Origin of the sequence: Pseudomonas sp. LSJ-87 (genome assembly GCF_032971465.1) — a bacterium.
Lineage (GTDB): Bacteria > Pseudomonadota > Gammaproteobacteria > Pseudomonadales > Pseudomonadaceae > Aquipseudomonas > Aquipseudomonas putida_Z.
On record NZ_JAWJYQ010000086.1, the window covers coordinates 1 to 8,054 of the forward strand.

General features: G+C 59.6%; 9 protein-coding genes. 4 read left to right on the forward strand and 5 right to left on the reverse strand.

Annotated features, from left to right (window positions below):
• Positions 1 to 25: 25 nt before the first annotated feature.
• The 4 genes from RYH74_RS26035 to RYH74_RS26050 all read right to left on the reverse strand — a co-directional run bounded on the left by RYH74_RS26035 (position 26) and on the right by RYH74_RS26050 (position 2,652).
• Entirely contained in the window at positions 26 to 784 is a 759-nt protein-coding gene (locus tag RYH74_RS26035; RefSeq protein ID WP_075046127.1) for a collagen-like triple helix repeat-containing protein, read from the reverse strand.
• Positions 777 to 1,052 (reverse strand): DUF1145 domain-containing protein, encoded by a 276-nt coding sequence (locus tag RYH74_RS26040; RefSeq protein ID WP_025340369.1) that lies wholly within the window; start codon positions 1,050 to 1,052, stop codon positions 777 to 779. The genes RYH74_RS26035 and RYH74_RS26040 overlap by 8 nt, the downstream gene beginning before the upstream one ends.
• A gap of 98 nt (positions 1,053 to 1,150) precedes the next feature.
• The gene (locus RYH74_RS26045; RefSeq protein WP_075046128.1) at positions 1,151 to 1,870 is read right to left on the reverse strand and encodes an OmpA family protein; all 720 of its coding nucleotides are present in this window, start codon (positions 1,868 to 1,870) and stop codon (positions 1,151 to 1,153) included.
• Positions 1,871 to 1,959: 89 nt separating this feature from the next.
• Positions 1,960 to 2,652, reverse strand: coding sequence for an OmpA family protein (locus RYH74_RS26050; RefSeq protein WP_025340371.1), 693 nt, complete (start codon positions 2,650 to 2,652; stop codon positions 1,960 to 1,962).
• Positions 2,653 to 2,811: 159 nt separating this feature from the next.
• On the opposite strand from RYH74_RS26050, the gene RYH74_RS26055 reads away from it, so the two are divergent.
• The 4 genes from RYH74_RS26055 to RYH74_RS26070 all read left to right on the forward strand — a co-directional run bounded on the left by RYH74_RS26055 (position 2,812) and on the right by RYH74_RS26070 (position 6,676).
• A complete protein-coding gene (locus RYH74_RS26055; protein WP_087500243.1) occupies positions 2,812 to 3,306 on the forward strand; it encodes a DUF6231 family protein in 495 nt (164 codons plus the stop codon).
• A gap of 216 nt (positions 3,307 to 3,522) precedes the next feature.
• The gene (locus RYH74_RS26060) at positions 3,523 to 4,848 is read left to right on the forward strand and encodes a tyrosine-type recombinase/integrase (RefSeq protein ID WP_317410579.1); all 1,326 of its coding nucleotides are present in this window, start codon (positions 3,523 to 3,525) and stop codon (positions 4,846 to 4,848) included.
• Between the two features lie 346 nt (positions 4,849 to 5,194).
• Positions 5,195 to 5,746, forward strand: coding sequence for a Rha family transcriptional regulator (locus RYH74_RS26065; protein ID WP_317410580.1), 552 nt, complete (start codon positions 5,195 to 5,197; stop codon positions 5,744 to 5,746).
• A gap of 390 nt (positions 5,747 to 6,136) precedes the next feature.
• Complete coding sequence (locus RYH74_RS26070) at positions 6,137 to 6,676, forward strand: recombinase family protein (protein ID WP_317410581.1); 540 nt, start codon at positions 6,137 to 6,139, stop codon at positions 6,674 to 6,676.
• 7 nt (positions 6,677 to 6,683) lie between these two features.
• Here RYH74_RS26070 and RYH74_RS26075 read toward each other — a convergent pair whose 3' ends face one another.
• A complete protein-coding gene (locus tag RYH74_RS26075; protein ID WP_317410583.1) occupies positions 6,684 to 7,958 on the reverse strand; it encodes a reverse transcriptase domain-containing protein in 1,275 nt (424 codons plus the stop codon).
• Between the last annotated feature and the right edge of the window lie 96 nt (positions 7,959 to 8,054).

An 8,054-nucleotide genomic window follows, 5' to 3' on the forward strand; every position in this document is an offset into this window, starting at 1 on the left:
CCGGCGATAGGGCCAGTACAGGTTTTCACAAGCGCTGCAGAATCAGCTCACCTGCAGCCCCGGCCAACCCAGGCTGGCCCGGCTGCCCCGGCCGGCCATTGGCGCCGGCGTCTGTGCGGTACACCAGGCAACCCTTGCTAGCCCCGCCCTTGCCGGCCTTGCCTGCAGCCCCGGCCTTGCCCGGTGCCCCGCCGTCCAGGCGCACCACGATGCGTTCCTGGGGGAAGCCCTGCGGCACGCTCAGACGGATGCGCCCACCCGGCGCACCATCGTGCCCATTGCCGCCGTCATCGCCATTGGCACCGCGGCTGGCCTGGCCCCAGGTGCAGCCACCGGCCTGGCCGTTGGCGCCATCGAGCCCCACGTACCCCGGCGCACCGGCACCGCCACGGGCATCGATGGCCAGGCGCTCGGCATCCACTTCAGCCAGTTTCAGGTCCAGGCTGCGGCCCGACCGGGCTCCCCGCTGGTAAGTACCCGCCGCTCCCGGCGCACTGAATTCGCTACCCTCACCCAGCCGCGCGCTGCGCGCCTCGATCAGCAACGGGCTATCGGACGGTGCAATGGCGATACGCGCATCGCGCCCCAACTCCAGCTGGTCGACCTTCAACTCAGCGAGCGTGGCAGGCAGCAGCAGGGTTGCGGCATCGGCGACACGCAACTGTGCCAGGTGCACGCTTGCCGACTTGTCGGGCAAGCGCAGCATGGAATTGGCGGCGACCTCCAGGCTTTCGGCCTGGGCCAGGGGAACGGCCAACATGGCCAGCAACATCAGATTACGCATTTCGCGGCGCCTCCTGCACACGGGGGATGGACATGACATGGAAGATACCCGTCAACAGGATCTGCAGACGATCGAACCAGCGGTGGCTGCGCCCGCGCAGGCTGCCATTGAAGAACAGCACTTCGAGCAGGTGCAGGCCCAGCAAGGTGATGCCGGCGGCGTTGATCAGCAGGTTGAACGGCAAGGGTTGTGGCATCAACTGATTGAACAACACCACACCCCAGAAAGCGACTGTCAGGACCTTGCCCAAGCCCAGGATGAATTTCATATCCCGCCCCCATGGATTGTTGTTATGTCGAGACGGCCCGTTCGAGCGGGCCGTGCGACCAACATTAACTGCAATGTCAGGACAGGCGCCAGCACCACTCAGTTGAGGTGCAGCTCCACCCGTCGGTTGCGGGCGCGGCCCTCCTCGCTTTCGTTGTCGGTGAGCGGTTCACTCTCGCCGCGCCCCTGGCTGGTGACCTTGCCCGCCTCCAGCCCCTGGCTGATCAGGTAAACGGCCACGCTGCTGGCGCGGCGTTCGGAAAGTGCCTGGTTGTAGCTGTCGGAGCCTACGTTGTCGGTATGCCCGATCACGCTTACTTTCGCCACCGTCGGTGAATCGAGCTTCGCCACCAGGCCTTGCAGGCGCTGCTGGGCCGCCGGGGTCAGCTCGGCGGAATCGAAGGCGAACATCACCGCGCCGTTGTCATCCAGGATGATCACCTCTGGCGAGGGTTCAGGTTCAGTGGCAGGCGGCGATGCGGGGTACACCTTCAACGGGCAACCCATGTGGTCGACCGCAGTGTTGGCGGGGGTATCGGGGCAAAGATCGCGGCGGTCGAAAATACCGTCGCCATCTTCGTCGCCATCCTGGGCGTAACAGATCAGGCCCCCGGCAATGGCGCCAAGGGCACCGCCGCCAGCCGCCCAGCTCGAACTTTCGATGGCGCCCAGGCCACCACCGACCAGGCCGCCGAGCAGGCTGCAGATGGGCCAGGTTCTCTGGTTGAGCGGCGCGCCGCCATCGCTGTGGGTGGCGCAGCCCGCGAGCAGGCTGGCAGCCACCAACAGCGGCAGCGCCGCCTTCGACGTCACACTCATGCTGAATGCTCCTGTGTCATTGGCCACGGACGGTTGACCGCCGTGAAGGCGCGCCCGTGCCACTGCTCAAGGCACGGGCGCACGCCGCTCTACCGCTGGATCTTGATCTCGGTACGGCGGTTCATGGCGCGCCCATCGGCCGTGGCGTTGTCTGCCACCGGCTGGGTTTCACCAGCACCGACCACCGACACGAAGCTGCTGCGCGGCACACCGCTCTCGACCAGGTAATCGGTCACAGAGTGGGCTCGGCGCTCGGACAGTTTCTGGTTGTAGCTGTCGGAGCCGACGCTGTCGGTATGGCCGCTGACGCTCAGGCGGGCGGACGGCGCTTCCTGTTTCAGGCGCGTGGCAATGGTGTTGAGGCGCTCCTTGTCGCTGGCGGTCAGGCGCGCAGAGTCGAACTCGAAGTGCACATCGCGGATGACGATGACTTCTTCCTTCTGCACCACCACTTCCTCGACCACCGCGGCCGGCTCTGGCGGGCAGCCGTTGGCATCGACCTGCACACCGCGCGGGGTGCCTGGGCACTTGTCACGGCTGTCCGGCACGCCGTCGCCATCCTCGTCGCCATCGCCATGGGCCCAGCAATAGCCCGCCGCCAGGCCACCGCCCAGCAACGCGCCCCAACCAGCCCAGCTGGAGCTCTCGATGGCGCCCAGGGCAGCGCCGCTTACACCCCCGACGGCGGCACATTTCGGCCAGTCGGTCTTTTGCAAACCTGCACAACCAGTCAACACACTGGTGAGCAGAACCAGGGGTATCGCTGTGCGTACTATGCTCATTTCATTGCTTCTCCTAGGGGGAATCGGCATAAGGCCGATTTCAGGGAGTAAAGACCGAGCATCTGATCCCTGCCACCAATAAGCCACGACACAGTCACATGCCTCTTTGCCCGCACGCTGCGGCCCGCTAGTCTTGGACGACTTCAACGAGGATTGCCAATGACCGACGGTTTTTCCCAGCGCACCCCGCAGCAGGCCCTGGCGGCCCTGCTCGAGCGCTTCACCCCGCAACGCCTGCTGTTGGTGGGCACGCGCTTCCCGGCGCTGGACGCCTTCGCCCAGGCGCACCCACAGGTAACCATCGCCACGGCCGCCCCAGGCCCGTTGCCGGCAGAACTGGCAGCCCAGCGCTTTGACCTGGCGGTACTGGTGGACTGCCTGGAGCACCTGCCCAAACGCACCGGCCTGGAATTGCTCGGCGGCATTCGCAACCTCAATGCCAGCCGGGTCGCGGTGCTGGCCGACCTGGCCGCCTGTGGCTGGCAAGACACCGATTTCTTTGCCCTGGCCCTGTCGGCCAGCGAGAAATTCCGCCGTGACCAGCAGGTATTGAGCCTGTTCACCTATGATCTACATGACTACAAGCAGGTACCGGACTGGCTGAATGCCAAGTTCTGGGCCAACCCGGAAATGTTTGGGAAGTACTGGTGGTGAACCCTATGTACATCAAGGGCTTGAGTACCTATGACCACCTACCAAGCTATGCCCGAGCAGGGCCAAGTGTCACCAGCCTGTCACCAGAAACCGCCTCAACGGCTCTCGGTTTGGCACTATCGACGTAACGGCATCTACTATCTCCGGGTCCGACCCCGGGGATGCTCCGCTCGCAGCCTCACAGTTTCACTTCGCACCTCGGAACGCCCCTCCGCTATGACGCTATCGCAAGACATTCTCAAGGCTCTGGCCGTCTTTCACCTCGACCGCCCGGAAGCCACATGGTCGGATCTCAAGGAGCGCTTGGCAGAAGTCGCCCATGGGCTGCTGATGCAGGCTTACTCGGATAGCGATCTGTCCATCTATGACGAGATTTACTCTGACCTCGCCCAATCGCTCATGGAAGCAGCTGCTACGGCCTCGCTGAGCCTCGACCAACACAGGGCTTTGGATGTAAGCCGGGAAATCGTGAAAGGCGCACAGGCGCGTTTGGGGGGCAACCCACGGTCGCTAATGGACACCATCGAGCGCTTAGAAGAACCGGAAAGCGTTAAACCTGGGTCCTTATCTGTATACGCATCTTCCAGTCGCTCTGATCCCGACCAGTCGCCACTGACCTTCGCGGCGCTCGCTGCGCTTTTCCTCAAGGAGCGCCAAGGCAACGTCAAGAGCAACACGCTTCACGCCATCGAGTCCAATTGTCGAACCCTGATAAAACTGCTGGGTGACCTCGACATTCGCAATCACACTCGGGCGGACATGGTAGCGCTCAAGGAAAAGGTCACGGAGGGCCGGAAGCCATTGACCGTGAACAAGCTACTGACACAGCTCTCGACCGTGATGGACTGGGCGGTGAACAATGGATTCATCGAGCGTTCATTCGACAAGGGCTTGAAGATCGAGCGAGGCGCTGAGAGCGCGCGTAGGCCGTTCTCCCGTGATGAGGTGGCCGCCATCATGGAGCACGCAAACGCCCTTCCTGCGGACGACTGGAAGCGCTGGGGACTATCCCTCGGTGTGCTTACAGGCGCTCGAATTGGCGAGCTGTATCAACTTACCCAAGCTGACGTGAAGGAAGTGGACGGCGGTATCACCATCATCGACATCAACCAGGACGAGCAAGGAAAGACGCTCAAGAATGATTTCTCCGCCCGCATGGTGCCGCTTGTCGATGGTGCCTACGGATTCAACCTCAAGGCATTCCTGGCGTGGGTTGCATCGGAGCCGGGGAGGCTATTCAAGGCGAAACCCCATTACTACAACAGGCCATTGAATGAAGCCGTGCGCAAGCCACTGGGTCTACCGCCGGGCAGCGACCAGTCGTTCCACTCACTCCGTCATTCGCTTTCTGGACTTCTTAAGGCCGCAGCTACCCCCGAGGTCATCGCGCAGTGCATTACTGGGCACAGCTCGGGGAACATTACCTACGACCTCTATGCGGGTTCCCAGCGAGTTGGCGTCGATAAACTACATAATGCTCTGGTAGAGGCATTCTGTATCGGAGGCGCATTGAGACAACGGCCTTTAGAGGAACAGGCCTAATAGCGGTTTCTGCTATCAAGGTGATCCCGTTTCTGCTCGTTAAACCTCAGGTGCCGCTTAGTGGAGATTTCCTCCACCAGGCTCACTTTGGATGATCAATAAAGCCAGAGTAAGCGGACTCCAAAAACCCTCACTATTAGGGGGAGGGGGGATCCCAAAGATCTCTCCCCCGAGACCTCGTCGCTTCCCTTCTCTCTTGTAATCAACTTCGCCCTTCGCTGGGCTCTCTCAATCATCCAGTTCTTCTGATAGCGCCTTTCATGCCACACCGGGTCCCTCGTCTGGGGTCTGGATGCCCGGCTGTGGGTGCGACCTGGAGGGCGCTATCAAAAGGAAAACAGACACCATGACAACCACCGCCACCGATGCAACTGTCTTCGAGAACATCACCAGAACCGAAGTGATTGGCCTCACGACCCTCAATGGCCTGCCTGGGATGACCTCTCTGGAGATCGCAGAGATCACCGGCAAGAACCACAAGCATGTACTCCGAGATATCGCCAAGATGGTTGAGGCGCTGGAATCTCGTGGCCCAGATTTGGACCGCCAGATTGTCAGTACCCAGTACGTGGACTCACGCGGAAAACTTCAGCCGCTGACCATCCTCGACAAGCGACGGACCTTTGTGTTGCTGTCTCGATACTCGTTTGAGCTATCCGACTTGATCGTTGCCAGATGGCTTGAGCTGGAGGACTCTGGGTTCCTTCGGGTTTCTGTTAAAGAGTCCGTGATACATCTGGCGGAGCGCGAGAAGGACAATCGAAACCCTGCACTCCGTCAAATCAATCGAGGCAGACAGCTTTCCCCTCAGCAGAAAGAACGGGCCCGTGCGTCACGCCAGGCCTCTACTTGGCGTGACAAGCTGCGCAAGGCTGGAAACCCTGATTGGGAGTGCTGACCGGATTCAGTGAAAAACTGACAGAAATTTCTTTGAGCCCATCCTACATCCGGTCCGAAGCCATAACCCCCATGCTGGCGGCTGCCCACAGCAGTCCGAATGCTAACGCGAGGGTGTCTCTGACCTCGGTTATGTTTCGCCAAAGCAAGCCATCGAAGACGCAGCTGCAAATGCCAAAGGCGGACGGGTGACTTGTCCGAATGGTGAGCAATAAGCGCCGCCTTAATGGATAGATCATCGATTAGTATTCATAGGGTACACCCTTGCGAACACTGCACCGTGAACACAAGTGCCCATCGCAAGACGTGGTCATTAGGGTTGACATTGATTGTGAACACACTCAGCATTACTACATCTAAACCCTATTGAATACACAAGGCGAGGCTGTAGATGGCGCAGGTAGGTTACAAGCGTGTGAGTTCGGCAGACCAGAACACCGCCCGACAACTGGACGGCGTGGCGCTGGATGAGGTCTTCGAGGACCAGCTAAGCGGTGCAACAACGGAACGTCCAGCGCTTCAAGAGATGCTGCGCTACGTGCGCAAGGGTGACACTATCCATGTTCACAGCATCGACCGACTCGCCCGAAGCCTCAAGGACCTGCTGGAGCTGGTCGAGGACCTCAAGTCCCGTGGCGTACAGCTTCATTTCCACAAGGAAGGGTTGATCTTCACGAGCGAGAAGAACCACACGCAAGACCTGATGCTGAGCATGATGGGCGCAGTGGCCCAGTTCGAGCGCAGTATGATCCGGGAGCGGCAAGCCGAGGGGATCGCCAAGGCGAAGGCCGCAGGGATCTACAAGGGCCGAAAGAAGGCCGTGGATGACGAAGCGATCCGGGCCGCTGTGGCCGGCGGGTTGAGTTTCCGGAAGGCGGCAGAGGAATTGGGTGTGAGCTTGAGCAGCGTGCAGCGTGCGATGAAATCGTAATTTCGTATTACACAGCCGAGGCCAGCGGTTCATCATCCTGATGTGGATTGACCTCCGCTAAGAGTCTCACTCCACGAATTCGCCGTTGCGCTGCTTGGTCGGAGGCACTGAGTAGTCGCGCTGTCGCCGCCTCGAACTCTTTAAGCGCAGCAGAGATATCTTTGTCGATAGCGTGTGCCCACTGTGCGGACGTGTGGCAGAACGAAAACGCTTTCCCCCAGCCCAGGATGACCCTATCCAGATTTTGAAGAGCTCCGGAATACGTTCCCAAAGAATTGGTTATGCCTTGCTCTGCGCCTGCTTTCATCATTCGTATCGAGACCTCAAGATCCGATCGAACACGCTCCCGGAATTTGCTACGGGTCTTCCGTGACGGCTGTACAAGTCCCGGAGTAATGGTGCACCCCAGGAAATCCACGCCCTTTGTAGCGGGGCCACGCGATGCTTTATCGGGAGCCGAAGATGGGCAGTACGCATCCAATGACAATGCGTTCAATTCCTTCCTTGCAGCCTTGAAGGCACTATCCACCGAGTGGCTGTCTTGCCCAAGAAGAAGGAAATCGTCAATGTAGCGGAGGCAAGTGATGCCTTTACTATTCATTTTCAGATCAAACTCGTGGAGGTAGATGTTCGCCACAAGAGGCGAGAGCGGAGAGCCCTGAGCAACTCCTTGCGCACCAATAGGAAAGAGGTCCTCGATTCGCTGTCTTCGGAGTGCGTCAATATTGCCGAGGTCAGTTTGTAGGGCGTGCTCAAATAGCCTGACTGTATCGGCACATCTCACGTGCTCTGCGATCAGTTCAAGCACCCGAGGCTTGTTGATCTTGGTAAAAAAGTCAGGAATATCTGATCGAATATGGTACTTAGCTCCGGCCTGCATCGACTCCTTCGCGGCCTGAATAGCCAATGAGACGCGCTTGTTCGGAATGCCGCCGTAACTGGTAGGCACAGCAAAGACCTTCTGAATGTATTTGACCTTCAGATGCAGCGCATCGAGTAGCGCTCTCTGGACAACGCGATTCGGGATCGGAGCGAGGACGATTGGGCGACTCTTGCCATTTGCTTTCGTCTTGGCCACACCCGTTTGGGGAGCAAAAACGAACTCTTTTCGTGACAGTGCGCGTTGGATTTCGCGAAGAGCGCCGGGAATGCGAGCTTCAAAATCCTTGGCTTCGTTTCGTATCTTCTCCGATGAAGACGTGAACGCACTACTCCTGACTTTTCGCCAGGCTGCATACAGGGTTTCCATCCGGTAGATATGCTTGTAGAGGCTGGTGCTCACGCTCTTTCCTTGTTTGTCGGGTGCCACCAGTGCACTCACACCCAACTGCTACAGAGGACCTTCAACCTGCGGGAGACCTTGAAGCCTGAACGGCGA

Excerpts from the sequence above, each read along its gene's own strand:
- RYH74_RS26070 (WP_317410581.1), top strand. The coding sequence starts at position 6,137 with ATGGCGCAGGTAGGTTACAAGCGTGTGAGTTCGGCAGACCAGAACACC.
- RYH74_RS26060 (WP_317410579.1), top strand. The coding sequence starts at position 3,523 with ATGACGCTATCGCAAGACATTCTCAAGGCTCTGGCCGTCTTTCACCTC.
- RYH74_RS26065 (WP_317410580.1), top strand. The coding sequence starts at position 5,195 with ATGACAACCACCGCCACCGATGCAACTGTCTTCGAGAACATCACCAGA.
- RYH74_RS26040 (WP_025340369.1), bottom strand. The coding sequence starts at position 1,052 with ATGAAATTCATCCTGGGCTTGGGCAAGGTCCTGACAGTCGCTTTCTGG.
- RYH74_RS26045 (WP_075046128.1), bottom strand. The coding sequence starts at position 1,870 with ATGAGTGTGACGTCGAAGGCGGCGCTGCCGCTGTTGGTGGCTGCCAGC.
- RYH74_RS26050 (WP_025340371.1), bottom strand. The coding sequence starts at position 2,652 with ATGAGCATAGTACGCACAGCGATACCCCTGGTTCTGCTCACCAGTGTG.
- RYH74_RS26055 (WP_087500243.1), top strand. The coding sequence starts at position 2,812 with ATGACCGACGGTTTTTCCCAGCGCACCCCGCAGCAGGCCCTGGCGGCC.
- RYH74_RS26035 (WP_075046127.1), bottom strand. The coding sequence starts at position 784 with ATGCGTAATCTGATGTTGCTGGCCATGTTGGCCGTTCCCCTGGCCCAG.